We start from the raw sequence: 572 nt of genomic DNA, 5'->3' as shown, positions 1-572 counted from the left end.
AGCATCTCCCCGGCGCGCGGGTGACCGCGGCCGGCGAGCACTTCGGCCAGCTCGTCCTCGGCGCCGGCGCGGTGGGTGTACAGCAGCGCCTGGGCGGCGTCGGCCACGGTCGCCCGGGGTGTCGCGGGCAACGGCCGGTCGTCGTCGAACCAGTGGATCAGGTGCGGCTGGACGGCGACGGGGTCGGCGGCGAGGAGCTGTGCGGCGGCGTCGAGGAAGCGGGGCCGGGACGGGTCCGCCTCGCCCTCGTCGCCGTGCCGAGGTCGGAGCGGCTGCGCCCTGCCGTCGTCGGCGTGCCGGGACAGGGCGGTGCCGTCGGGCGCGGGCGCGTGCGGCGGGTGCGGGTCGTGGTGGGTGGCGGTGGTGCCGGCGGGCGGCGGGCCGTCGGCGACGAGCAGCCGGCGCAGCAGGTCGCAGCGTTCGGCCAGGGGCAGGTGCAGTGCGGTCCAGAAGCCGGGGCCGAAGCCGTGGGGCACGGGCAGGCCGCACTGCTGCCAGACCACGATGCGGTCGGCGAGCAGCCGGAGCACCCGCAGGTACGGGGTCGCGTCCGGCAGCCGCAGCAGGACGCC

At 78.5% G+C, this 572-nt stretch carries 1 pseudogene; it reads right to left on the bottom strand.

Annotated features, from left to right (window positions below):
* Nucleotides 1–572: pseudogene (locus tag IE178_RS36565) on the bottom strand (trypsin-like peptidase domain-containing protein); the annotation flags it as partial.

The organism is Streptomyces griseoloalbus (genome assembly GCA_014650015.1).
Taxonomy (GTDB): Bacteria; Actinomycetota; Actinomycetes; order Streptomycetales; family Streptomycetaceae; genus Streptomyces; species Streptomyces griseoloalbus.
The sequence above is the reverse complement of the archived record's forward strand: the minus strand, read 5'-3'. Positions and strand labels throughout refer to the sequence as shown.